Here is a 24991-nt window from a genome sequence, read left to right as displayed (position 1 = left end):
GTTGCAGAGGCGCAGTATGCCATTCTGTAACGTGATCAATCAGGGGGACAGCGCTAATAAAGGGAGCGGATTGTAGCAGCGCCCACAGGTTTAGGCTATTGCCTGGCGGTGAGCGCTGTGTTTACTTCCCCGTGCCTGTCAATCAGGCCAGTTTTGTCAGTCTTTGTCGCTGCTAAAGCGGCGGGTTTTCGCCTGCACTTCAGACATCGTATCCAGAATCAGGTGGTAGTTAACAAAACGCGACTCGTCTATTTCACCTTTATCCACGGCTTCGCGTATGGCACAGCCGGGGTCGGTGTCATGCTTACAGTCGCGGAATTTGCATCCGCCTAAGTAGTCACGGAATTCGACAAATCCGAGCGTGATTTGTTCCGGCTCCAGGTGCCACAAACCAAATTCACGTACGCCCGGGGAGTCAATGACATCGCCGCCGTGCGGGAAGTGATAGAGACGGGAAGCAGTGGTGGTGTGCTGGCCAAGGCCTGAATTATCGGAAACGTCGTTAGTCAGGATCTCCGCCGCGCTGAGTTCCAGACCCAGCAGCGCGTTGAGCAGGCTGGACTTACCAACGCCGGACTGTCCGGCGAAGATACTGACCCGTCCGGTCAGCGCCTCTTCCAGTTCCGCCAGGCCCTCTTTACGGTGGCTGGAAACCATCAGTACCTTGTAGCCAATACGGCGGTAGATATCCATCTGCTCATTAACAAAGGCACGACCTTCATCATCCAGCAGATCGGTTTTGTTGAGCACCAGCAGCGGTTCAACGCCCAGCGTTTCGCACGCCACCAGATAGCGGTCAATGATATTCAGCGACAACTCAGGCAGAATCGCTGACACCACGACGATTTGATTGATATTGGCGGCGATAGGCTTCACACCGTCATAGAAGTCGGGACGCGTCAGTACTGAAGTACGCTCATGCACGCCTTCAACAATGCCCTTAACGGTAGCTCCCCCTTCCACGCCTGGACGCCAGCGCACACGGTCACCGGTGACCAGCGATCGAATGGTGCGGCGGATGTTACAGCGGTGCACGGAACCATCCGTATCTTCCACATCGGCATGCATACCAAAACGGCTGATCACCACGCCATCGCGCGCTTCACCGAACAGATTGTCATCTGGCTCAGGTTTATCAGCACGCTGTTTCAGGCGACGATCGTGGTTGGCACTCACGCGACGTTGCTGACCTTTGGATAGTTTGTTTTTAGTCACTGTTCCTCACACCGGTTTTGCATATTTCGCCCTGGCAGGGCAAAACGTCTATCATACACCTTAATTCGACACTATGCCGCTTCGGCCAACGCGAGACGTACTATGACAGCTAATGCTAACAACCTGATTTGGATTGACCTTGAGATGACCGGCCTGGACCCGGAGCAGGATCGGATTATTGAGATTGCCACCCTGGTCACAGACGCCGATCTGAATATTCTGGCCGAAGGCCCGGTGATGGCTGTCCACCAGTCAGATGCCCAACTGGCATTAATGGATGAGTGGAATGTACGCACCCATACCAACAGTGGCCTGGTGGAACGTGTTAAAGCCAGCCAGATCGATGAAGAGGCCGCTGTGCGGGCGACGATTGCCTTTCTTGAACAGTGGGTTCCCGCCAACAGCTCCCCGATCTGTGGTAACAGCATCGGTCAGGATCGCCGCTTCCTGTTTAAATATATGCCGGAGCTGGAAGCCTACTTCCACTACCGTTACCTGGATGTCAGCACGCTGAAAGAGCTGGCACGCCGCTGGAAACCGGAAATCCTGCCGGGCTTCAAAAAGCAGGGCACCCATCAGGCGATGGATGATATCCGCGAGTCAGTGGCGGAACTGGCCTACTATCGTGAGCACTTCATCCAGCTGTAATGCTGGCCGTTAACGGGAAATGGACCAACAGCCCTGTTTTTAACCCGGTAATGCTGCAAAAATCAGCGCAATGGCGGTTTAATCGGCAGTTGGCAAAAAAAAAGTAAAATTTTGCCATGACGGGGTTGCGGGAGGGCAAAATACTCGTATAATTCGCACCCCGTACCGGTGAACAATTTTCGTCGGTACCCAGAGCGGGAATAGCTCAGTTGGTAGAGCACGACCTTGCCAAGGTCGGGGTCGCGAGTTCGAGTCTCGTTTCCCGCTCCAAATTTTAAGTAGTCAGTACCACCCAAGCGGGAATAGCTCAGTTGGTAGAGCACGACCTTGCCAAGGTCGGGGTCGCGAGTTCGAGTCTCGTTTCCCGCTCCAAAATTTCGTTTTCAGACAGACTCGTCTTTCTGTGAACCAGTAAAAAAAGAGCCGAAAGGCTCTTTTTTTATGCCTGTCCTTGCTGAAAATCATCTCCCTGTTCCTGCGCAAGAACGGCAAATGCCCTTGCCGCAGCGGTCTGGTATCCTCCCTTTCTTTGTAAAAGCACTGCCGTTCTTTCCAGCAGCGGGGGCGTGAGTTCAACGGACACCAGATCAGGATGCGCCAGGGTTGTCATTGCCGGTAGCAGGCTGGCAAGCCTGGTTCGCCGGATAATTTCAATCACCGCACTCAGTGAGTTTGCCTGCATTAACACCTGAGGATTCAGGTTGTTTTTCCGACAGCAGCGATCAATCTGTTCCCGGGTGGCAAATTCAGCCGTCAGCAGCACCAGCTTCTCCTTATCCAGCGCCGCAAGCGGCAGACGGCGATGCCGGGCTTGGGGGTGATGGCTGGCGACGACCAGCGCCAGCGTTTCGGTAAACAGCGTCTGAGCGGAGATGCCGGTCTGCACCGGTACGTTAAACCCGATGCCTAAATCCACGCGGTCATCCGCCAGGTTCTGCTCTATCTGCTCCTGAGGCATTTCCCGTATTTCCAGCGTAATGTCGGGATAACGGTGGTGAAAAGACGCGATCAGCGGCCCCATCAGGTAGTGAGTGAAGGTGGGGTTAATGGCTATGTGCAATGCTCCACGCCGTAGATTTTCTACGTCATTCAGCGCACGCTGTCCCTCCGCCAGGTCGCGCAGGGCCCGCTTCGCATAATGACGATATGTTTCTCCGGCGTCGGTCAGACGCATCTCTCTTCCGCTTCGATCAAAAAGCGGGCTGCCCAGGGTTTCTTCTAACTGCTTAATCTGCTGTGACAGTGCCGGCTGCGAGACGTGCAACGCAGTCGCCGCGCGGGTAAAGCTACGGTGCTCGGCAACCGCCAGAAAATAGTGAATATGACGTAACAGCATGAGCGTTCCTATAATTACAGCTTATAGCATTCATTATAAATGGGTCTTTTACATTATAGCTAACCGGTCATAGCCTTATCTCCGTTAACCCTACTCTGAGCAGACATGGAGATGATGATGGATTTTGTACAGCGTACTGTCGATCTGGCAATGAAAAACGTGGAAGAGGGCGGAAGGCCGTTTGCGACGGTGATCGTGCGTGACGGTGAGATTATTGCAGAGAGTCCGAATCTGGTGGCACAAACCAGCGATCCTACCGCACACGCTGAAATTCTGGCTATCCGCCAGGCCTGTACGCGGCTCGGCACGGAAAATCTCAGTGACTGCGATATTTACATTCTCGCCAGCCCCTGTCCGATGTGCCTTGGCTCACTCTACTATTGCAGTCCGAAGCAGGTGATTTACCTTACAACGCGTGAAGACTATGCCCCGTTTTATCAGGATAACCGCAAGTACTTCGAACTGAATACCTTCTATGCAGAGTACAGCAAGCCGATCGAACAGCGTCGCCTGCCGATGATCCAGCAGAAAAGCAGCAATGCGATCACAGTTTTTCAGCGCTGGCAGCAGCTGAACCCTTAACGCTGGCGAGGCTGGCCGTTCACCGGCAGCAATAATGCACCTGAGGGGCATTATTGCTGCGTCGCAGGATTAGCATGAGCAAGCTGTCGCAGCAGAAGACAGCTTTTGCCGTAACCTGCCGTGCAGGAATCCTGTAATAAAGAGAGGCCATAGCGCTCATTTTTCTCCAGAACGTCGCCCGTCAGATACATTTTTCCCAGACTGTAAAAAGCAACGGGGGAACCTTTTTGTGCGGCATCGGCATAGAGTGAAAGTGCTTTTTTCAGGTCCTTATTCCCACCCTCACCGTATTGATACATTGATGCAAGGTTGACCTGGGCTTCCAGGCTGCCATTGCTATAGGCGTTGTTAAACCAGAAGCGTGATGCCACATCATCTTTGGGAACCTGACGTCCCAGGTAGTAGATTGTCCCCAGTGTAAACTGCGACTCAATATTACCGGCAATAGCAGATTTTTTAAGTGATTCGATAACATCTTCGTGCTGATTATTAACTTCAGGGGGGTCATAACGTTTAAAAAGGCTGTTGTTATTATCCGATAAGTAGAGCGCACACAGTGTGGAAATGATTGAGCTAACGATAATAATAATCAGGCCGTTGATAATGGTCTTCATTGAAATAGTCACCTTTTATGGCCAGCGGGACTCCTCCCGATGGCCATTATTCAATCAGCCTTACCAGCCCCAGGCAAAACCTGCGGCAACGCCAGCGCCATTTTGGGTATCCCAGGAAGAGTTCACTTTCATGGCCGTATGTTCACTGGTTTTCACCGTCACCCCTGCGGCTAATGCCCCCTGATCCCGGTAACCTGACATCGACATACCGAAAGAGAAATCGTCGGAATATACATGGGGAATGGCCGTCATCGCCATCGCCCCTGCAATCCCGGCATCAGCCCGTTTTTTATTCTTGTTAACTTCTTTCGCCAGGCTTCTGAATGAGTGATTCATGCCTGAGAAGGCGTTTTCAAGGTTGGTGATTTTTGATGAGTTATTGGCAATATCCGTCTTGTTTTTATTAATATCTGTCCGGTTAATTTCAATATTTGCCGTGTTCTGCTCAACGTGAGTATTCGTCTCAAACAGCTGAGAACCATTAACCGCATCTTTCGAGTTTTTGGACAGCTCACCCTCTTTGATATTAGCAACGTTACGCCCGCCGACATCCAGAGTTGTTGTGCCTTTCCCGCCATCGTTGAAGACGATTTTATCGCCATCAATCTGCGTGACGCCTGTTTTACCACTGCTGATGTCTGTGCTTAATTTACTGATATCGGTAGTGTTTTTAGAAACCTGTTGATTGGTTTCAAACAGCTGAGAACCATTAACCGCCTCGGTGGAAGTCGCACTTAACTCGCCTGCGCCAATCCCGTTAATGGTGAGGCCGTCTAAATTGAGCGAGGTTGCCCCTTTCCCTGCCTCACTGACGACAAGGGACTGCCCGTCACCACTCATTTGCAGCATGCCGCCAGCACCCCCACCGCTGCTGTTACCGGCCAGTTTGGCAATGTCATCGGAGTTTTTATCAATGCGGGCATTGGTGTCATGCAGCTGACTGCCGTTAACAGCTTCGGTTGAGTCTGCGCTGAGTGTGGCTGCTTTTACACCGCTGATCGTGCGGTTTCCGACATTAAAGACCATCGCGTTGGCAGCCGCGCTGCCGAAAATCAGATTTTCCCCGTCCAGCTGCACCAGTCCGGCCTTACCGGTGTTCAGATTGGCAATATCACCGGTGTTTTGCTTTACTTCCTGCTCAGTGTTAAACAGCTGGCTGCCGTTGACGGCCTCCGTTGAGCCTTCTGCGATATTGCCATCAGTGACACCAGACAACGTGCGGTTGACCTCAAACTTATCCGCCTCTTTTGCCGCATCGCTAAAGACCAGGCTCTTGCCGCCGTCAGCTAACTGCACCAGACCGGCTTTGCCAGTCGAAATATTAGAGATATTTTGCGTCAGGTCGGTAATATTGCTGGTGTTTTTTTCGACATTCGCATTCGTTTCAAACAGCTGCGCACCGTTAATGGCATCGGTGGAATTTTCATTGACTTCGCCCTTCTGCAGGCCAGTGATTTTGCGGTCGCCAAGGTCAAAGATCTTCGCCTCTTTAGCAATGTCACTAATGACCACTCTTCCATCATTGCTCAACTGAACCAGGCCGGCCTGGCCCTGATTCAGTGCATCAATATCACTGGTGTTGATGATGATATTTTTCTCGTTAGCACTAACGCTATTTCTAACTGTAGACAGCTGTTTGCCGTTGACGGCATCGGTGGAATTTTCATTGACTTCGCCCTCCAGCAGACCAGTCATTTTCCGGTTGGTTGTGACCTTTTTACCATCTACAATCTTTGTTGTGGACAGATCAAACGTGGTTGCTTTTTCTGTAAAATTAGAACCGATGAACAGTGTGCTTCCATTTTTGGTTGCCTGAATAACGCCGGCACTTCCCTTATTCAGGAGATCGATATTGGCATTGTTGTCGTTAATTCGTCCGTCAAACGCATCAATCTTCAGGTTAGTCGTATTCAGCTGGCTGCCGTTAACCGCTTCTTTAGATGTAGCAGAAATATCGCCGTCAGCCAGGTAAACCAGTTTTCGCTCATGCTCTTCAGAACCAATGGAAACGGTATTCGCCGCGGTTGCCGTTGAGTTTGCGCCAATGGCAACGGCATTTTTAACCCCACTAACGGACGCTGCATTTCCTATGGCGACCGAGTTCTCGGCATCTGTAAGACTGGCTTTGGAGCCCAATACCACCCCGTTGTTACTGGTCTTTATGCTGGCATTGGAGCCCAATACCACCCCGTTGTTACTGGTCTTTATGCTGGCATTGGAGCCCAATACCACCCCGTTGTTACTGGCCGTTATACTGGCCTTATTACCCAGTGCAACGGCATAGTCCGAGGCATCGTCTATAGAGGCCTTAGGGCCAATGGCGGTGCCGTAGAGCGACCGTGCTTCGGCGGTATCCCCCATGGCCACGCTGGCCCAGAATCCTTTAGACCCGGCCCCGATAGCAATACCATAATCATTGTTGGCCTCATCATTCTGGCCATTTTTATTGTCTGTCGCGTGGGCATCGCCTTCACCACCGCCAGCAATGCTGATCAATCCATTTGCTGCCTGATATTCCGGGTTAATACTGTTTGCTGGTGGTTCTGCGTTAGCCGCATAGGCTGACCCGGACATGGCCATCAGTAGCGATGAGACCAGCAGCGAAGAGCTTAACATCGTGGAGCTTCCCTGGCTTGCCGGTGTTAATTTTTTTCGTCCGCTTTTTACGGTACTTTTTGCCAGCTCAGAAGACACCACGAAACACTGGGCGCTTTTATTCCAAATTACTTTGAATATCTTATTCATATCGATAATAGTCCGTTAATTTAAGTAATTTCCTAACGAGAGGAGGTTTGACTTTTTTTATTGATTTAAAAGGGCCTTGTTTTTTCCTGGTAATACAGTCATTCAGTGTGGGATTTAACAGAATAATGGTAGTGATGTAAACGGCTTTATGTCAATCAGGGCGTGTGATTATCGATATTGTTATTCATTGATGTTAACTAATAGGTTAATTTTATTATTGTCTATAGGTTTTTAATGATTTTATTATTTTTTCAGTGTTTTTAGTAAAATAATCGTTTTATTACCAATAGCTTTTTTTGGTAATAGTATTAATGAGGTTGATACTGATCTGCACATTTTAATACGCCAGTTCCATATTGATTTACTGGCGCGTTAGCACGTGGTGGGGATAAGGAGCGTCTCGTGTCAGGCGAGTGTGGTAACTCAGTGCGGGTTTTTTTTTAGCCGGTTGAATTTTTTTTGCCGCAAGGCTTGCCAGCACCCGTAAACAGGTCCATAATAGCGACCTCTCCTGTGAAACAGAGAGATAAAAAGCAGTTTAATCAATAAGTTACATGCTTTTTAGTGTATTAAAGCAGCATCACTCCTCAGCGGGAATAGCTCAGTTGGTAGAGCACGACCTTGCCAAGGTCGGGGTCGCGAGTTCGAGTCTCGTTTCCCGCTCCAGATAAAAATATTTCTCAATTGCCTTCAGATTTATCCACAGCGCCTGACGCCGTGAGACAGCCTGCATTCTGCCATCATAAAAATCTTTTAAACAGACTTATCCACAGGTTATGTTATTGATCTTCGCGCGCGAAGAAACAGCTGCTTATTCCATATCTTTCGTAACTCACTGTTTTTAAATCAATTATTAATATTTCAAATTGTTATCTGGATCGCTTGCTGTTTCTGTGACGCTTGAATGACAACGATTTTTTATTTTTATTCACAGCATGTGGAAAACATTTCGCAGGGGAAAATCTCACTTGGTTGTGCATTTAAGCATCACGTGGTAATCCCTTCTCGATCGTACGCACCAGGCGTTTCTGCTGGCTGCTCTGTACTTCAATGGTATGTTCATCGCGTCGTGCCAGCTGGCAGGCAATCGCCCAGTCAATATGTTCATCCAGCATGGCATGCTCACCGCGACGCGCTTCCAGTGCTTTCAGATGGCTTTCATCCCAGGGGGCATTGCCGAGCGCTACCGCTATATTGCGCAGCCAGCGCAAATGGCCAATACGCCGGATGGCTGATCCTTCCGTAATCCGTAAAAATTTAGCCTCATCCCAGGCGAAAAGCTCCGTCAGCGGTGGGGCGTGCAGGACGGCGCGCGGGCTGAAATCATCTTCATCCGTGAGCTGCCCGTAACGGTTCCACGGGCAAATCAGCTGGCAGTCATCGCAGCCGTAAATGCGGTTACCGATCAAGGGACGAAACGCTTCCGGAATCGCACCTTCTAACTCGATGGTGAGATAAGAAATACAACGGCGGGCATCGACGGTGTAAGGCTCTACGATGGCCCCTGTCGGGCAGGTAGTGATGCAGGCAACGCAGCGTCCACAGTTCTCTTCTACCGGACTGTCGACCGGCAGCGGCAGATCAATCAGCAGTTCGCCGAGAAAAAACCAGGATCCGGCTTCGCGATTAAGGATCAGCGAATGCTTACCCGTCCAGCCCAGACCCGCCTTCGCGGCCAGCGGACGTTCCAGCAGCGGTGCTGAATCGACAAAGGGGCGGAACTGGGCGTCGCTAAAGTGTTCACGGATCATATCGCCGAGCTTTTTCAGGCGATTGCGTAATACTTTGTGATAATCGCGGCCGAGAGCGTAACGGCTGACATAGCCCAGCCGGGGATTTTTTAGCGTGCTGGCGAAGGCGGCTTTTGCTGGCAGATAATTCATCCGCACGCTGATGACGCGCAGCGTACCGGGCAGCAGTTCATGGGGGCGGGCGCGCATCATCCCGTGGCGCGCCATCCAGTCCATTTCACCGTGGTATTGTTTGTCCAGCCAGGCCTGAAGACGGGGCTCTTCCAGGGTTAAGTCGGTATCACAGATACCGACCTGCTGAAAGCCGAGCGCCAGCCCCCACTGTTTAATATCCCGGGCGAGCTGATGATAATCGAGAGGATGTGACATGAATAACCTGAACCAGCAAAAAGACCGTACCAGTTTACCCTATTCTGTCTGGCCTGTGGAGGCGGTCGCCGGGCTGGAGCGTGAGGGGGCAGCCAGTCTGGGTATCACCCTGTTTGAACTGATGCAGCGCGCGGGGGAAGCGGCGTTCAGTTTACTGCGGCAGCACTGGCCGCAGGCACACCACTGGCTGGTCCTGTGCGGGCACGGCAACAATGGTGGTGACGGCTTTGTCGTGGCGCGTCTGGCGCAGGCTGCCGGGCTGAAGGTAACGCTGATTGCAGTGGAAGGGAATAAAACCCCGCCAGAGGAAGCCCGTGAGGCACGTGAAAACTGGCTGGCGGCCGGTGGCGTGATCCACGATGCGCGCCTTTCCTGGCCTGATTCTGTTGACGTGATTGTTGATGCACTGCTCGGCACCGGGCTTAAACGCGCTCCTGAAGCGCCTTATGATGCGCTGATTGAGCGGATGAATGACCATCCAGCCCCGGTGTTTGCGCTGGATGTGCCCTCAGGGTTAGTGGCTGCTAACGGTACTGTTCCCGGAATGGCTGTTAATGCGTGTCAGACGCTGGCATTTATCGCTCTGAATCCGGGGTTACTGACCGGTAAAGCGCGTGACCATGTCGGACAGCTGCATTATCACAGCCTGAATCTTGACCCGTGGTTGCGAGGTCAGGTCGCACCGATTGCCCGCTACGATGCCAGCCATCTCGCCACCTGGCTGCCGCCAAGACGGCCGACCTCACACAAAGGCGATCACGGCCGCCTGCTGGTGATTGGCGGCGATCATGGAACTGCCGGGGCGATTCGTATGACAGCAGAAGCCGCATTACGCACCGGTTCAGGATTGGTGCGAGTACTCACTCACATTGAAAATACAGGCCCCTTACTGACGGCACGTCCAGAGTTGATGGTGCATGAGATGACCGAGAAAACGCTGGATGCCGGGCTGGAATGGGCCGACGCGATCGTTATCGGCCCCGGCCTGGGCCAGGGGGCCTGGGGTAAGAACGCCTTGAAAAAGGTAGAAAACTCTCAGAAAACGATGCTTTGGGACGCCGATGCGCTTAACCTGCTGGCAATCAGCCCCGATAAACGTCAAAATCGAATTATTACGCCGCACCCCGGTGAAGCCGCAAGGCTGCTGAACTGTAAAGTCAGTGAGATTGAGAGTGACCGCTTACTGGCTGTGCGCCGTCTGGCAAAGCGTTATGGTGGCATTGTCGTGCTCAAAGGTGCCGGGACGTTAATTTCCCGCGAACAGGGCGAACTGGCGATTGCTGATGTTGGTAACGCCGGTATGGCCAGCGGGGGAATGGGAGATGTGTTATCTGGTATTATCGGCAGTCTGGCAGGGCAAAAGCTCTCACTGTACGATGCTGCCTGCGCAGGATGCGTAGTGCATGGAGCGGCGGCTGACGCAGTGGCACAGCAGCGCGGTACGCGCGGTATGTTAGCCAGCGACCTGCTCCTGATGCTGTATCCGTTTGTCAATCCTGAGATCTCGAATACAAAAGAATGATGACCTGTGTAATTGCACTGCCCGATGAGGCAGCAACCCTCGATTTGGGTGCCCGCCTGGCCCGCGCCTGTGATGGCGCGGCGATACTCTATCTTTATGGCGACCTCGGTGCAGGTAAAACCACCTTTAGCCGTGGCTTCTTACAGGCGCTTGGCTATCAGGGAAATGTAAAAAGTCCCACTTATACGCTGGTTGAGCCTTATGTCCTGCCAGATCGCCGGGTGTATCACTTTGACCTTTACCGTCTTTCTGACCCGGAAGAACTGGAATTTATGGGGATCCGTGATTATTTCGGCCCGGACAGCCTGTGCCTGGTCGAGTGGCCTCAGCAGGGGGCTGGCGTCCTGCCGGAGCCGGATGTTGAGCTGCATCTCTCTTATCAGGGACACGCGCGAGAAGCGCGACTTTGCGCCTGCTCGCCTCGCGGTGAAACGATGTTACAACGCCTGACCGCTGAACAGGATGGAGCATAATGCTGCGATTGAAAGCCTGGTGCCTGCTGGCCCTGTTCTGCTGCACCTTCAGTGCAGCGGCAGCCAACTTATCCGATATTAAAGTCTCTAACGGCAGTAATGAAGCCCAGGTCACGCTGAGCTTTGCCGGACAACCGGTTTACGCGTTCTTTCCGTTACATAACCCGGACCGCGTGGTACTGGATATTCGCCAGAGCGGTATCGTGCAGGGGCTGCCGCTGACCTTCAGCGGTGAGAACATAGTGAAGCGCATCCGGTCCAGTACCGCCAAAGACAGTCAGAGTATCCGGCTGGTGTTTGAGCTGACTCAGCGGGGTAAGACCCGGGCGGTCACGCAGCGTAACGGCAGTAGCTACAATGTGGTGTTCACCATTTCCGGCACGCAGCCAGCCCAGGCAAGCCGACAGGCCGCGGTGAGCACTGTGTCTCCTTCCCGTCCGGTCAGCCCTCCACCCAAAAGTCCGTTTGATGCCAATCCGGTGACTTCGGTCAGCAGCGGCAACGAGGTGGCGCGTCCACGCAGTGCCCGCAGCAGTAATGATACCGTGATTGTGGCGATCGATGCCGGTCACGGCGGACAGGATCCGGGTGCGATTGGCGGTGGCGGTCTGAAAGAGAAAAACGTCACCATTGCCATAGCGCGGAAGCTGAAAGCGCTGCTGAACGCCGATCCGATGTTTAAAGGTGTAATGACCCGTGATGGCGACTATTTTATCTCCGTCATGGGTCGCTCCGATGTGGCACGCAAGCAGAACGCTAATCTTTTGGTGTCCATTCACGCGGATGCTGCCCCTAACCGCAGTGCTTCCGGGGCTTCGGTGTGGGTGCTGTCGAACCGCCGTGCTAACAGTGAAATGGCAGGCTGGCTGGAGCAGCATGAGAAGCAGTCAGAACTGTTAGGCGGTGCGGGCGATTTGCTGGCCAACAGCCAGGCGGATCCCTATCTGAGTCAGGCGGTGCTGGATCTGCAGTTCGGGCATTCGCAGCGCGTGGGCTATGATGTTGCCGTCAAAGTGATTGCGCAGCTACAGCGCGTCGGTGCGCTGCACAAGCGCCGGCCGGAACATGCCAGCCTGGGCGTACTCCGCTCGCCGGATATTCCTTCTCTGCTGGTGGAAACCGGCTTTATCAGTAACCCTTCGGAGGAGCGGCTGCTGGGCAGCAGTGCTTACCAGCAGAAGATTGCCGAGTCGATTTATAAAGGCCTGCGCAACTACTTCCTGGCGCACCCGCTACAATCCATCCCAAAGGAGGAAAACCGACCGTTGCAGGCCGCAACGGCGGTTGAAGTCCAGGCTAACCCGGCTCCTGCCAGCACAGAATATACCGGTGCGGTTCAGCGCCATGTGGTGAAACGCGGAGAGACACTTTCCGGTATCGCCGAAAGCTATGGTGTCAGTATGTCGACACTGCGCGCCATGAACACGTTAAAAAAAGATGTGGTGTGGGTAGGGCAGCGACTGAAGGTTCCTGCCGGGAGTAAAACGGCTTCTGCGGCGGCGGTGAGCAGCCGCAAGCCCGCCAGGCATAAAGTCGTACGCGGTGATTCGCTGACGGCGATTGCCGTGAAATACGGTGTCAGTCCGCAGGCAATCCAGCAGGCGAATAAGATGAAGTCGCAGAATGTGATGCTGGGGCAGACGTTAAAAATCCCGGCGTCATAACTATGGACGGATAATATCGGGGCGATCATTTTTTTGCAGTCGCCCCGATAAATACCCGGTCGCGCCGTGCCAAACTGTTCCAGAGGATAGATCATGCCCATTCAGGTATTACCGCCACAGCTTGCTAACCAGATTGCCGCAGGAGAAGTGGTTGAGCGCCCGGCATCGGTGGTAAAAGAGCTGGTGGAGAATAGTCTGGATGCGGGGGCTACGCGCATTGACATCGATATTGAGAAAGGCGGCGCAAAGCTGATCCGCATTCGAGATAACGGCTCTGGTATCAATAAAGACGAACTGGCGATGGCACTGGCCCGCCATGCGACCAGTAAGATTGCCTCGCTGGATGACCTGGAGGCGATTATCAGCCTCGGGTTTCGTGGTGAGGCGCTGGCCAGCATCAGTTCCGTATCGCGTTTGATCCTGACGTCCCGCACTGAAGCACAAAGTGAAGCCTGGCAGGCCTATGCGGAAGGGCGCGACCAGGCGGTCACCGTCAAACCGGCGGCACACCCGGTTGGTACCACGCTGGAAGTGCTGGATCTTTTCTACAATACCCCGGCGCGGCGCAAGTTTATGCGCACCGAAAAAACCGAATTTACCCATATTGATGAAGTCATCCGCCGCATCGCGCTGGCACGATTTGACGTGGCTATCTCTCTCAGTCATAACGGCAAGCTGGTGCGTCAGTATCGTGGCGTGAGTGACAACACCCAGCGTGAGCGGCGCGTGGCGGCCATCTGCGGCACGGCATTTATGGCTCATGCTCTGAACATTGAGTGGCAGCACGGTGATTTGAGCCTGCGCGGCTGGGTGGCTGACCCTGTGGGGTCGAAAGCGCTTAGCGATTTGCAGTACTGTTACGTTAACGGCCGCATGATGCGTGACCGGTTAATTAACCACGCTATCCGTCAGGCGTATCAGGATAAGCTGGGTGATCAGCATCAGCCCGCGTATGTGCTGTATCTGGATATTGATCCCTACCAGGTCGATGTCAATGTTCACCCGGCAAAACATGAGGTGCGCTTCCATCAGTCACGGCTGGTACATGATTTTATTTATCAGGGCGTGATCAGCGTTTTACAGGAGACCGGAGCGGAAGTGCTGCCGGATGTGCCATCTGCACCTGCTGAACGCTGGCAGCCGGAGAACCGTCAGGCGGCGGGGGGCAATCACTTCTCTGAACCGGCCCCTGCTGCTGCGCCGCGATCTGCTTCCACCGACCAGGGGCAACGCGGTGGTGCTGGAAACAGCTGGCCGCGGCAGGAACCGCAGTATCAGAAACGCGAGGGCACGGTCTATCAACAGCTGTTGACTACCCCGCCCGCGCCATCTGCACCGGCTGTTCGTGATGATCCGCGCCCGGAAAGGCGGGTAAAAGATGAAAAGCCTGCCCCGCTGTCCGGGCACGTGCACAGTTTTGGTCGCGTGCTGACCGTCGTACACGAGCAGTATGCGCTGGTTGACGGCAGTTCGGGTGTGGCATTGATCGCACTGGCGGTGGCAGAACGCTGGTTGAAGCAGATGCAGCTGGAACCCGGTAGTGAAGGGTTGAAGCCCCAGCCATTGCTCATTCCGGTCCGGCTTAAACTGGAAAAAGCAGAGCGTGAAGCGGGTCAGCGGCAGTCGGACCTGCTAACGCTGATGGGGATTGACCTGCTGTTTGACGCCCATCATGTGATGTTACGCGCCGTGCCTTTACCATTACGCCAACAAAATTTACAAAACTTGATTCCAGAAATGTTAGGGTATCTGGCCCGGCAGCAGGATGTTTCAGCAAGCCAGACGGCGCAGTGGTTAGCGCGTCAGTCAGTTTCTGAATATCAGCACTGGAATCACTCGCAGGCGATTACCTTGCTGGCAGAAGTCGAACGACTTTGCCCGCACTTAGTGAAATCGCCACCTTCTGGATTACTGCAATACATCGATATTGAAACGGCGATGAACGCCCTGAAGCATGAGTGAACAATCCACGGCTGGCCTGCCTAAGGCAATATTTTTGATGGGGCCGACGGCCTCCGGTAAAACCGCCCTGGCAATTGCCCTGCGCCAGGCGTTACCGGTAGAGCTGATCAGTGTTGATTCGGCGCTGATCTATCGCGGAATGGATATTGGTACTGCCAAACCTACCGCGGAAGAAAGGCGTCTTGCGCCCCATCGTTTGCTGGACATTCGCGATCCTGCTGAGGCCTATTCGGCCGCGGAGTTTCGGCGCGATGCACTGGCTGAAATGGCGGAAATTACCCGACAGGGTAAAATTCCGTTGCTTGTTGGTGGCACCATGCTTTATTACAAGGCATTACTGGAAGGATTATCGCCGTTGCCCTCGGCGGATCCAGAGGTACGTCAGCGTATAGAGCAGATGGCGCGTGAAGAGGGCTGGGAAGCGCTTCACCGTCAGTTATGTGATGTTGATCCCGTTGCTGGACGTCGTATTCATCCGAATGATCCCCAGAGACTCTCGCGAGCACTGGAAGTTTTTTTCATTTCGGGTAAAACTTTAACGGAACTGACTAAAACCTCGGGCGACCCACTGCCGTACGATGTTGCACAGTTCGCCATCGCACCCGCGAATCGCGAATTAATTCATCAGCGTATTGAGCAGCGGTTTCATCAGATGTTAACGTCAGGGTTTGAAGCGGAGGCTCGGGCGCTCTTTGCACGAGGTGATTTGCATACGGATATGCCTTCCATTCGTTGTGTTGGTTATCGCCAGATGTGGTCATTTTTATCCGGTGAAATTGATTACGATGACATGGTTTATCGGGGAATTTGCGCAACCCGGCAGTTGGCTAAACGCCAGATAACATGGTTACGTGGCTGGAAAGATGTTCACTGGCTTGACAGTGAACAGCCTGATGCGGCCTATGCCCGCGTGTTACAGGTTCTTAGTGCGAAGCCTGGGTGATTGTGTACAATTGGTGCGTTATCTTGCGCAAATTTTTTACGTCATATTTCGAACCGTATGGTTCTTAAGTTACAAACAACAAGCATATAAGGAAAAGATAGAATGGCTAAGGGGCAATCATTGCAAGATCCGTTCTTGAACGCACTGCGTCGCGAACGTGTTCCGGTTTCGATTTATTTGGTAAACGGCATCAAACTTCAGGGCCAGATCGAGTCGTTTGATCAATTTGTTATTCTTTTAAAGAACACGGTTAGCCAGATGGTGTATAAGCACGCGATCTCTACCGTTGTTCCGTCCCGTCCGGTCTCCCACCACAGCAACAATGCGGGTGGCGGAAGCAGCAACTATCATCATAGCGGCAGTAACCAGGGGGCGTCTTCTCAGCCTCAGCAAGACAGTGATGACGCTGAATAAGTAGCGTGACTGTCCCTCCTGGACGGGGGTCTTTTGTTACCGGTTCCCCGTCCTGGCAATGTTTTTATGGCAACGAATTTATCGCCTGGCTTCCTTATTGCGCTTAAGTCATTAAGAGAATCCATGCAAAAAACGCCGTTTAGTGAGCTGAACGCGCATTTTGAATCTGGTTTTGACGCAGTATGGCCAACGCGCAGCAGGTTTAACAAAGTATTGAGAGGTCTAAAGTTTGTTTGACCGTTATGATGCCGGTGAGCAGGCCGTACTGGTGCACATCTATTTCTCGCAAGACAGAGATACTGAAGACTTACAGGAGTTTGAAACCCTGGTGTCTTCTGCTGGCGTAGAAGCGCTGCGTGTTGTTACTGGCAGCCGCAAATCGCCACACCCCAAATATTTTGTCGGTGAAGGAAAAGCTGTTGAAATAGCCGAAGCGGTAAAAGAGAGCGGTGCCAGCGTGGTACTGTTCGATCATGCCCTCAGTCCGGCGCAGGAGCGCAATCTTGAAGCGCTCTGCGAGTGCCGGGTCATTGACCGCACCGGACTGATTCTGGATATCTTCGCCCAACGCGCCCGTACCCATGAAGGTAAACTGCAGGTTGAGCTGGCCCAGCTCCGCCACCTTGCCACGCGCCTCGTTCGCGGCTGGACGCACCTTGAGCGCCAGAAAGGCGGGATCGGCCTGCGCGGCCCGGGTGAAACCCAGCTGGAGACGGACCGTCGTCTTCTGCGTAACCGTATCACGCTGATCCTCTCGCGCCTGGAGCGCGTGTCGAAACAGCGTGAACAGGGCAGGCAGGCGCGTAACAAGGCTGATGTGCCTACCGTGTCGCTGGTGGGGTATACCAACGCCGGCAAGTCTACGCTGTTTAACCGCCTTACCACTTCTGAGGTCTATGTGGCTGACCAGCTGTTCGCCACTCTTGACCCGACGTTACGTCGTGTCGACGTGGTGGATGTGGGGGAGGTGGTACTGGCCGATACCGTCGGTTTTATCCGCCACCTGCCTCATGACCTGGTGGCGGCGTTTAAAGCCACGCTGCAGGAAACCCGCGAGGCCGCACTGCTGCTGCATGTGATTGATGCTGCCGATGCGCGCATCGAGGACAACATCAATGCTGTCAATGTCGTGCTGGAAGAAATTGAGTCCGATGATATTCCCAGCCTGCTGGTGATGAATAAAATCGATATGCTGGACGATTTCGTTCCGCGTATCGATCGTGATGAAGAGAATCTGCCCATTCGCGTCTGGCTTTCAGCGCAGACCGGTGAGGGGATTCCGCTGCTGTTTCAGGCGCTGACCGAGCGTCTGGCTGGTGAAATTGCTCAGTACGATCTGCGTTTGCCAGCAGCAGCCGGGCGGCTACGCAGCCGCTTTTACCAATTGCAGGCGATAGAGAAAGAGTGGAATGAAGACGATGGCAGCGTAGGGTTACAGGTGCGTATGCCGATCGTTGACTGGCGACGCCTGTGCAAGCAGGAACCTTCGCTGGTCGATTACATAGTTGCCTGACACGTGTATCCCGGCCTGGGATACCACCGCACACACAATTAATGGAGTATAAACATGGCGTGGAATCAGCCCGGGAATAACGGACAGGACCGCGACCCGTGGGGAAGCAGCAATAATCAAGGCGGCAACTCTGGGGGAAATAAAGGAGGGCGCGATAAAGGGCCTCCTGATTTAGATGATATCTTCCGTAAACTGAGCAATAAGCTCGGCGGACTGGGCGGTGGTAAAAAAAGCGGCGGTGACGGGTCAGGTAGCGGCAACGGCGGCGCGCAGCGCAAGCCGGGCAATGCCGGGCGTCTGGTAGGTATCGTGGCCGTGGCTGCGGTCGTGATCTGGGCGGCCAGCGGCTTCTACACCATCAAAGAGGCCGAACGCGGCGTGGTAACACGCTTCGGTAAATTCAGCCATCTGGTTGAACCGGGTCTGAACTGGAAGCCGACCTTTGTCGATCAGGTTCGCGCGGTGAACGTGGAGGCCGTTCGTGAGCTGTCTGCTTCAGGCACCATGCTGACCTCGGATGAGAACGTTGTGCGCGTTGAAATGAACGTGCAGTACCGCGTGACAAACCCAGAGCGCTATCTGTTTGCGGTGACCAGTGCTGATGACAGCCTGCGTCAGGCAACCGACAGCGCGCTGCGTGGCGTTATTGGCCGTTCGACCATGGATCGTATCCTGACCGAAGGCCGTACCGTCGTGCGTAGCGAAACGCAGCGTGAGCTGGAAGAAACCATTCGTCCGTACGACATGGGCATCACCCTGCTTGACGTCAACTTCCAGACGGCACGCCCACCGGAAGATGTGAAAGCCTCCTTCGATGATGCGATCGCCGCGCGTGAAAACCGTGAGCAGGCAGTGCGTGAAGCTGAAGCCTATGCCAATGACAAACTGCCACGTGCCCGTGGTGATGCGCAGGGCATTCTGGAAAAAGCGCGTGCCTACAAGTCTCGCGTGACGCTGGAAGCACAGGGTGAAGTGGATAGCTTTGCGCGTATCCTGCCGGAATACAAAGCGGCACCACAGATCACCCGTGAGCGTCTGTATATCGAAACCATGGAGCGCGTGCTGGGTCATACCCGCAAGGTGCTGGTTAACGATAAAGGCAGCAACCTGATGGTACTGCCACTGGACCAGCTGATGCGTGGCCAGGGGGCTTCTGCCAACAGCCAGGATGCCAGCGGTGGGCTGCTGCGTCTGCCACCGGCATCAGGCAGTAACGAACGCGCCAGCGGCAGTTCGTCGTTCAGTCCGGACGACATTATGGATCAGCGCCGGGTGAATGCTCAGCGTAACGATACCCAGCGCGAAGGGAGAGAATAAGCGATGCGTAAGCCATTAATCGTAGTATTGATTGTTGTGCTGGTGGTGCTGTACGCGTCACTGTTTGTTGTGCAGGAAGGCCAGCGTGGCATTGTGATGCGCTTTGGCAAGGTTCTGCGTGATTCAGATAATAAACCGCTGGTCTATGCGCCAGGTCTGCACTTTAAGATCCCGTTCCTGGAGTCGGTAAAGTCACTTGATGCGCGTATCCAGACCATGGACAACCAGGCCGACCGCTTCGTCACCAAAGAGAAGAAAGACCTGATCGTTGATTCCTATATCAAATGGCGTGTAAGCGACTTCAGCCGTTACTACCTTGCCACTGGCGGGGGGGATATTTCTCAGGCGGAAGTGCTGCTGAAACGTAAGTTCAGTGACCGTCTGCGTTCTGAGATTGGCCGCCTGGATGTGAAAGATATCGTGACAGACTCTCGTGGTCGTCTGACCACAGACGTCCGCGATGCCCTGAACACCGGTAGTGCAGGCCAGGATGATGAAGTTGCTACGCCAGCTGCCGATGATGCCATTGCCTCTGTTGCCAAGCGCGTAGAGAGCGAGACCAACAGCAATGAACCGCCTATCAACCCGAACAGTATGGCGGCGCTGGGTATCCAGGTAGTGGATGTGCGTATTAAGCAGATTAACCTGCCAACAGAAGTGTCTGACGCTATCTATGCACGTATGCGTGCAGAGCGTGAATCCGTTGCCCGTAGCCAGCGTGCTCAGGGTGCGGAAGAAGCAGCAAAAGTCAGAGCTCAGGCCGATTATGAAGTGGAACGTACCCTGGCAGAAGCGCGCCGTCAGGCGCTGATTACTCAGGGTGAAGGTGATGCGGAAGTGGCAAAACTGTTTGCGAATGCCTTCAGCCAGGATCCCGACTTCTATGCCTTTATCCGTAGCCTGCGTGCTTATGAAAACAGCTTCAAGAGCAATCAGGATGTCATGGTGTTAAGTCCGGACAGCGACTTCTTCCGCTTTATGAAGAGTCCGTCAACCACGACGCGCTAACCCGTTGTAAAAAGATCGAAAGGGCCGGATTGCTTCCGGCCCTTTTTTTATGTTTCTGTTAAAACCAGACAGTGAGTGAAAGAGATGAATGGAACGGTGTGGATGGCGTTGGGCTTAGTGCTGGTATTCGAAGGGCTAGGCCCGATGCTCTATCCGAAGCTCTGGCGGCGGATGATTCTTTCGATGGCGCAGATGCCGGATGGCCTGCTGCGCCGGGTAGGGGGTGGGCTGGTCGTTGCCGGTGCGGTGATCTACTACATGCTTAATCGTGGTGGCGCGGGTTGAATCAAAAATACCCGGCAAACCGGGGTGTACATTTCCCTCGCTGGCAAAAAAGTACGCAATCGTATGCTAAAACTGCTGAAAGAGGGAAATGACGATGGTAGAATCCTTTTTTAAGCAATCGGTGATTTTGAAAAATGGGTAAGAACGTCGTCGTACTGGGCACCCAATGGGGTGACGAAGGTAAAGGTAAGATAGTTGACCTCCTGACTGAACGTGCTAAATACGTAGTGCGCTACCAGGGAGGCCATAACGCTGGCCATACGCTAGTCATCAACGGTGAGAAAACCGTCCTCCACTTAATTCCCTCTGGCATCCTGCGTGAGAACGTGACCAGCATCATCGGCAACGGTGTTGTGCTGTCTCCGGCTGCGCTGATGAAAGAGATGAAGGGTTTGGAAGATCGCGGCTTCCCGGTACGCGAGCGTCTGTTCATTTCCGAAGCCTGCCCGCTGATCCTTGAGTATCATGTCGCGCTGGACGTGGCACGTGAAAAAGCGCGCGGCGCAAAAGCCATCGGCACCACCGGTCGTGGTATCGGGCCGGCTTATGAAGATAAAGTAGCCCGTCGTGGCCTGCGTGTGGGCGATCTGTTCAACAAAGAAACCTTCGCGGCGAAGCTGAAAGAAGTGATGGAATTCCATAACTTCCAGCTGGTGAATTATTACAAAGTTGACGCAGTAGACTACGACAAAGTGCTGGCGGATACTCTGGCGATTGCCGACATCCTCACCGGGATGGTGGTTGACGTTTCCGAACTGCTGGACGGCGCGCGCAAGCGTGGCGACCTGATTATGTTCGAAGGCGCACAGGGCACACTGCTGGATATCGACCACGGTACTTATCCGTATGTCACCTCGTCCAACACCACCGCCGGTGGCGTAGCAACGGGGTCAGGCATTGGTCCCCGTTATGTTGACTACGTGCTGGGGATCGTCAAAGCGTACTCCACTCGTGTGGGTGCAGGTCCGTTCCCGACCGAACTGTTTGATGAAACCGGTGAATTCCTGTGCAAGCAGGGGAACGAGTTCGGAGCCACCACGGGTCGTCGTCGTCGTACCGGCTGGCTGGATGCGGTTGCCGTGCGCCGTGCCGTTCAGATTAACTCCCTTTCCGGCTTCTGCATGACCAAACTGGACGTGCTGGATGGCCTGAAAGAGGTGAAAATCTGCGTTGCTTACCGCATGCCAGACGGCCGCGAAGTGACCACTACCCCGCTGGCAGCAGAAGGCTGGGAAGGTATTGAACCGATTTATGAAACCATGCCAGGCTGGTCTGAGACCACGTTTGGTGTGAAAACGCTGGACGGTCTGCCGCAGGCAGCGCTTGACTATATCAAGCGCGTTGAAGACGTAACCGGTGTGCCGATTGATATTATTTCTACCGGCCCGGACCGTAGTGAAACCATGATTCTGCGCGACCCGTTTGACGCATAATGTCGTTTCAGGCCGGGCGTTGCCCGGCCAGCTCTTAGTCAGTACCGGTTTCCTGCCGTTCCCTTCTGCCGTTCTCACCTTAAATAAAATGGCCCGGCTAGCCCCGGCTGGTTTATTATCATTGTTAACCATACAAATTCTTGAGCGGATCACAACTTCACCTGCGGTTGTATCTTTGAGGTTATCGTGCAGCTAACCAGTTTTACCGATTACGGCTTACGCGCGCTGATCTATCTCGCTTCGCTACCGGCAGGCCAGATGACCAGTATCAGTGAAGTGACAGACACTTATGGTGTGTCACGTAATCATATGGTCAAAATTATCAATCACCTTAGTCGTGCCGGGTACATTGCTGCCGTACGAGGTAAAAATGGTGGCATCCGTCTGGGGCAACCCGCCGGAGACATTGTGATTGGTCAGGTGGTTCGCGCGCTGGAACCGCTGCAGTTGGTGAACTGCCACAGTGACTTTTGTCACATCACCTCAGCCTGCCGCCTGAAGAAAGCGCTGCATGATGCTCTGCAGAGTTTTCTGCATGAGCTTGACCAATACACCCTGGCCGACCTGGTTGAAGACAACAATCCGCTCTACCAAATTTTGCTGAGTGAACGACCTTCACTGAGCAGCTGACAACGGAGGAACCTCGATGTCACACGATCCCTTTCAGGAACGAGAAGCTGAAAAGTACGAAAACCCTATTCCCAGCCGCGAGTTCATTCTTGCCCACCTGGATAAACGTGAAAAACCGGCCAGCCGTGAAGAGCTGGCAGAAGAACTCTCCATCAGTGGAGAAGAGCAGACTGAAGCGCTGCGCCGCCGTCTGCGCGCCATGGAGCGTGACGGGCAGTTATTGTTCACCCGCCGTCAATGCTATGCGCTGCCGGAGCGTCTGGACCTGCTGAAAGGCAAAGTGATCGGCCATCGCGACGGCTTTGGCTTCCTGCGCATTGAAGGCAGCAAGGACGATCTCTATCTTTCTGCGGAACAGATGAAAATGTGCATGCACGGGGACATGATCCTCGCGCAGGCAATGGGTGCCGATCGTAAAGGCCGCCGTGAGGCACGCGTGGTACGCGTGGTTGAGCCACGTAATGCCCAGATCGTTGGCCGCTATTTCACCGACTCCGGCGTCGGCTTTGTGGTGCCGGATGACAGCCGTCTGAGCTTTGACATTCTTATCCCGGCTGACGAGCTGATGGGCGCGCGTATGGGCTATGTGGTGGTGGTGGAGCTGACTCAGCGTCCGACCCGCCGCAGCAAGGCCGTGGGTAAAGTCGTTGAAGTGCTGGGCGATAACATGGGGACCAGCATGGCCGTTGATATGGCGCTGCGTACGCATGATATTCCGCACGAGTGGCCAGAAGCGCTGGAAAAACAGATTGCCCATCTGAGCGAAGAAGTGCCGGAAGAGGCGAAACAGGGCCGCGTCGACCTGCGCGATCTGCCGCTGGTCACCATTGATGGCGAAGATGCCCGTGACTTCGATGACGCCGTGTTCTGTGAACGCAAACGCGGCGGCGGCTGGCGCCTGTGGGTAGCCATTGCTGACGTAAGCTATTACGTGCGCCCGGGCACGCCGCTGGATGATGAGGCGGTTAACCGTGGTACATCGGTTTACTTCCCGTCCCAGGTGATCCCGATGCTGCCGGAAGTGCTGTCTAACGGTCTGTGTTCCCTGAACCCGGAAGTGGACCGCCTGTGTATGGTGTGTGAGATGACCATCTCCTCGACCGGTAAACTGACAGGTTACAAGCACTACGAAGCGGTGATGAACTCCTTCGCGCGTCTGACTTACAACAAAGTGTGGAACATTCTGCAGGGGCATCAGGAACTGCGTCAGCAGTACGAGCCGCTGGTGAAGGATCTGGAAGAGCTGCACCGCATGTATCTGGCGCTGGAAAAAGCGCGTGAGCAGCGCGGTGGCATTTCGTTTGAAACGGATGAAGCGAAGTTTATCTTCAACGCCGATCGCCGCATTGAGCGCGTGGAGCAGGTTTCCCGTAACGATGCCCACAAGCTGATCGAAGAGTGCATGATCCTCGCGAACATCGCTTCAGCGCGCTACGTTGAGAAAAACAACGAGCCTGCGCTGTTCCGCGATCATGACCGTCCGGGTGATGAGAGCATTAAGAGCTTCCGCTCGGTGCTGAACGAGCTGGGCCTGACCCTTCCGGGTGGTGATAAGCCGCAGCCGGTGGATTATTCAGCACTGCTGAGTCAGATCGCGGGCCGTCAGGATCACGAAATGCTGCAAACCATGCTGCTGCGTTCCATGAAGCAGGCGGTTTACGACCCGGAAAACCGGGGCCACTTCGGCCTGGCGCTGGCGTCATACGCACACTTTACCTCGCCGATCCGTCGTTACCCTGACCTGTTACTGCATCGTGCAATTAAGTACCTGCTGGCGAAGGAGGCGGGGACGTTGCAGGGTAACACCACGCCAAACGGTGGTTACCATTATGAGATGCCGCAGATGCTGCAGCTGGGTCAGCACTGTTCCCTGACGGAACGCCGTGCGGACGAAGCCACACGAGATGTGGCCGACTGGCTGAAGTGTGACTTCATGCAGGATCAGGTTGGCGAAACCTTTACCGGCGTGATCTCCAGCGTCACCGGCTTTGGCTTCTTCGTGCGTCTGACCGATCTGTTTATCGACGGGCTGGTACACGTGTCGACGCTGGATAATGACTACTACCGCTTTGATGCCGTGGGTCAGCGCCTGATTGGTGAATCCGGTGGCCGCACCTATCGCCTTGGCGATACGGTGGAAGTACGCGTTGACGCAGTGCATATGGACGAGCGCAAGATAGACTTCGCGCTGATCTCAAGCAGCCGTAAGCCGCGTGGTGAAGGGAAAACCGAACGCGAACGCGAAAAGCGTGCAGCGCCGAAGAACAGCGGCAGCCGCCGTCGAGCTCCGCGCAAAGGCGCCAACTTTGAGCCGGACAGTGCTTTCCGCCCGGCGAAAGCCGCTGACGGCGCGGCGCCTGCTGCAGCGAAAGAGAAAAAACCCCGCAAACCGTCGGACAAGACCCGTAAAATCGGGGCTGCCACCCGCGCGAAGCGGGCGAAAAAAACCGACGCCGCACAATAACGGCAACAGCACATTGTCGATACGGGTCGACCCGAAAAAGGGTCGACTCCTGCGGTTCAGGGCAACCTGTTTCTCGTAGAGGCTGGCCTTCGGTCAGCCTGTA

20 protein-coding genes, 3 tRNA genes and 2 pseudogenes are annotated in these 24991 nt (G+C 54.2%); 18 read left to right on the top strand and 7 right to left on the bottom strand.

Annotated elements, in window-relative coordinates; genetic code table 11:
* Positions 1 to 156 precede the first annotated feature (156 nt).
* Positions 157 to 1215, bottom strand: coding sequence for a small ribosomal subunit biogenesis GTPase RsgA (gene rsgA / locus IFU29_RS13410; RefSeq protein ID WP_191934348.1), 1059 nt, complete (start codon positions 1213 to 1215; stop codon positions 157 to 159).
* A 102-nt stretch (positions 1216 to 1317) separates the two neighbouring features.
* Between rsgA and orn the strand changes: the two genes are divergently transcribed.
* The 3 genes from orn to IFU29_RS13395 all read left to right on the top strand — a co-directional run bounded on the left by orn (position 1318) and on the right by IFU29_RS13395 (position 2235).
* Entirely contained in the window at positions 1318 to 1863 is a 546-nt protein-coding gene (orn, locus tag IFU29_RS13405) for an oligoribonuclease (protein ID WP_062745700.1), read from the top strand.
* Between the two features lie 194 nt (positions 1864 to 2057).
* A tRNA-Gly gene (locus tag IFU29_RS13400) sits at positions 2058 to 2133 on the top strand.
* Between the two features lie 26 nt (positions 2134 to 2159).
* Positions 2160 to 2235 (top strand) — tRNA-Gly (locus IFU29_RS13395).
* Between the two features lie 67 nt (positions 2236 to 2302).
* Here the strand turns inward: IFU29_RS13395 and cynR are convergent.
* Positions 2303 to 3199, bottom strand: a complete 897-nt coding sequence (cynR, locus tag IFU29_RS13390; RefSeq protein ID WP_191934347.1) for a transcriptional regulator CynR — start codon at positions 3197 to 3199, stop codon at positions 2303 to 2305.
* Positions 3200 to 3310: 111 nt separating this feature from the next.
* Here cynR and IFU29_RS13385 point away from each other — a divergent pair, with 111 nt between their 5' ends.
* On the top strand, positions 3311 to 3781 hold the full coding sequence (locus IFU29_RS13385) for a nucleoside deaminase (protein WP_240043783.1): 471 nt from the start codon (positions 3311 to 3313) through the stop codon (positions 3779 to 3781).
* A 50-nt stretch (positions 3782 to 3831) separates the two neighbouring features.
* Here the strand turns inward: IFU29_RS13385 and IFU29_RS13380 are convergent, their stop codons facing one another.
* From IFU29_RS13380 to IFU29_RS13375, 4 genes and pseudogenes are all read right to left on the bottom strand, one after another.
* The gene (locus tag IFU29_RS13380; RefSeq protein WP_191934346.1) at positions 3832 to 4395 is read right to left on the bottom strand and encodes a tetratricopeptide repeat protein; all 564 of its coding nucleotides are present in this window, start codon (positions 4393 to 4395) and stop codon (positions 3832 to 3834) included.
* 60 nt (positions 4396 to 4455) lie between these two features.
* Positions 4456 to 5031 carry a YadA-like family protein gene (locus IFU29_RS22945; protein WP_441004787.1) on the bottom strand — a complete coding sequence of 192 codons (576 nt, stop codon included), beginning with the start codon at positions 5029 to 5031 and terminating at the stop codon, positions 4456 to 4458.
* An 11-nt stretch (positions 5032 to 5042) separates the two neighbouring features.
* A pseudogene (locus tag IFU29_RS22940) lies at positions 5043 to 5148 on the bottom strand (hypothetical protein); the annotation flags it as partial.
* A 129-nt stretch (positions 5149 to 5277) separates the two neighbouring features.
* Positions 5278 to 7140, bottom strand: a pseudogene (locus IFU29_RS13375) (ESPR-type extended signal peptide-containing protein); the annotation flags it as partial.
* Positions 7141 to 7730: 590 nt separating this feature from the next.
* Between IFU29_RS13375 and IFU29_RS13370 the strand changes: the two are divergent.
* A tRNA-Gly gene (locus IFU29_RS13370) sits at positions 7731 to 7806 on the top strand.
* A gap of 314 nt (positions 7807 to 8120) precedes the next feature.
* Here IFU29_RS13370 and queG read toward each other — a convergent pair.
* On the bottom strand, positions 8121 to 9260 hold the full coding sequence (gene queG, locus IFU29_RS13365) for a tRNA epoxyqueuosine(34) reductase QueG (RefSeq protein WP_191934344.1): 1140 nt from the start codon (positions 9258 to 9260) through the stop codon (positions 8121 to 8123).
* On the opposite strand from queG, the gene nnr reads away from it, so the two are divergent.
* The 13 genes from nnr (at position 9259) to rnr (ending at position 24888) form a co-directional block, all read left to right on the top strand.
* On the top strand, positions 9259 to 10782 hold the full coding sequence (gene nnr / locus IFU29_RS13360; RefSeq protein WP_191934343.1) for a bifunctional ADP-dependent NAD(P)H-hydrate dehydratase/NAD(P)H-hydrate epimerase: 1524 nt from the start codon (positions 9259 to 9261) through the stop codon (positions 10780 to 10782). The two genes, queG and nnr, sit on opposite strands and share 2 nt — an antisense overlap.
* On the top strand, positions 10779 to 11255 hold the full coding sequence (tsaE, locus tag IFU29_RS13355; protein ID WP_191934342.1) for a tRNA (adenosine(37)-N6)-threonylcarbamoyltransferase complex ATPase subunit type 1 TsaE: 477 nt from the start codon (positions 10779 to 10781) through the stop codon (positions 11253 to 11255). Before nnr ends, tsaE begins: the two co-directional genes overlap by 4 nt.
* Positions 11255 to 12919: an N-acetylmuramoyl-L-alanine amidase AmiB gene (amiB, locus tag IFU29_RS13350; protein WP_191934341.1), complete on the top strand. Its 1665-nt coding sequence runs from the start codon at positions 11255 to 11257 to the stop codon at positions 12917 to 12919. Before tsaE ends, amiB begins: the two co-directional genes overlap by 1 nt.
* A gap of 93 nt (positions 12920 to 13012) precedes the next feature.
* On the top strand, positions 13013 to 14881 hold the full coding sequence (mutL, locus tag IFU29_RS13345) for a DNA mismatch repair endonuclease MutL (RefSeq protein ID WP_191934340.1): 1869 nt from the start codon (positions 13013 to 13015) through the stop codon (positions 14879 to 14881).
* On the top strand, positions 14874 to 15824 hold the full coding sequence (miaA, locus tag IFU29_RS13340; RefSeq protein WP_191934339.1) for a tRNA (adenosine(37)-N6)-dimethylallyltransferase MiaA: 951 nt from the start codon (positions 14874 to 14876) through the stop codon (positions 15822 to 15824). Before mutL ends, miaA begins: the two co-directional genes overlap by 8 nt.
* A 102-nt stretch (positions 15825 to 15926) precedes the next feature.
* Positions 15927 to 16238, top strand: a complete 312-nt coding sequence (gene hfq / locus IFU29_RS13335) for an RNA chaperone Hfq (protein WP_191934338.1) — start codon at positions 15927 to 15929, stop codon at positions 16236 to 16238.
* Positions 16239 to 16467: 229 nt separating this feature from the next.
* The gene (gene hflX, locus IFU29_RS13330) at positions 16468 to 17751 is read left to right on the top strand and encodes a ribosome rescue GTPase HflX (protein WP_191934337.1); all 1284 of its coding nucleotides are present in this window, start codon (positions 16468 to 16470) and stop codon (positions 17749 to 17751) included.
* 54 nt (positions 17752 to 17805) lie between these two features.
* A complete protein-coding gene (gene hflK, locus IFU29_RS13325) occupies positions 17806 to 19068 on the top strand; it encodes an FtsH protease activity modulator HflK (RefSeq protein WP_191934336.1) in 1263 nt (420 codons plus the stop codon).
* A gap of 3 nt (positions 19069 to 19071) precedes the next feature.
* Positions 19072 to 20076, top strand: a complete 1005-nt coding sequence (gene hflC, locus IFU29_RS13320; protein ID WP_062745665.1) for a protease modulator HflC — start codon at positions 19072 to 19074, stop codon at positions 20074 to 20076.
* A gap of 84 nt (positions 20077 to 20160) precedes the next feature.
* Entirely contained in the window at positions 20161 to 20361 is a 201-nt protein-coding gene (locus IFU29_RS13315) for a DUF2065 domain-containing protein (RefSeq protein WP_062745790.1), read from the top strand.
* 134 nt (positions 20362 to 20495) lie between these two features.
* The gene (locus IFU29_RS13310) at positions 20496 to 21794 is read left to right on the top strand and encodes an adenylosuccinate synthase (protein ID WP_191934335.1); all 1299 of its coding nucleotides are present in this window, start codon (positions 20496 to 20498) and stop codon (positions 21792 to 21794) included.
* 186 nt (positions 21795 to 21980) lie between these two features.
* A complete protein-coding gene (gene nsrR, locus IFU29_RS13305; RefSeq protein ID WP_191927710.1) occupies positions 21981 to 22424 on the top strand; it encodes a nitric oxide-sensing transcriptional repressor NsrR in 444 nt (147 codons plus the stop codon).
* A 16-nt stretch (positions 22425 to 22440) separates the two neighbouring features.
* Positions 22441 to 24888 carry a ribonuclease R gene (gene rnr, locus IFU29_RS13300; RefSeq protein ID WP_191934334.1) on the top strand — a complete coding sequence of 816 codons (2448 nt, stop codon included), beginning with the start codon at positions 22441 to 22443 and terminating at the stop codon, positions 24886 to 24888.
* Positions 24889 to 24991 lie beyond the last annotated feature (103 nt).

The organism is Erwinia persicina (assembly GCF_014838825.1).
Classification (GTDB): domain Bacteria; phylum Pseudomonadota; class Gammaproteobacteria; order Enterobacterales; family Enterobacteriaceae; genus Erwinia; species Erwinia persicina_A.
This window is presented reverse-complemented; position numbering and strand designations above follow the sequence as displayed.